At 60.5% G+C, this 354-nt stretch carries 1 protein-coding gene; it reads right to left on the bottom strand.

Features of this window, described 5'->3' with window-relative positions; translation table 11 throughout:
• The coding region (locus tag AC5ZGW_RS47690; protein WP_496114344.1) for an MFS transporter at positions 1–354 on the bottom strand (354 nt) is incomplete at both ends.

The following is a 354-nucleotide window of genomic DNA, read 5'->3' as shown; positions in this document are numbered from 1 at the left end:
AGCATCACCGCAACCGTGAATACCAGCAGGAAACCGATCACGACGAATGTAGTGGGATTGATGAACATCGGATAGATCAATCCGAGTCCGGCGGCGAGCAGCGACAGCGCGATCAGCGACGGCTTGCGGTCGATCTTCTCGCCGATCCACATACCGGCCAGCGTCCCGAACGGGCTTCCGAGCGTCATCAGCATGGTGTAGCCGAGCGACGACGACAGGTTGATGCCCTGCTTGACGAAGAAGGTCGGCATCCAGGCGATGAAGCCGTAGACCGCGGTATTGAGCCCGATCAGGATCAGGCACCCGACGATGGTGCGCGCAATCAAGGCACGCGAGAACAGCCGCGTGAACCGC

Source organism: Bradyrhizobium sp. Crot121 (assembly GCF_059512385.1).
This window is presented reverse-complemented; position numbering and strand designations above follow the sequence as displayed.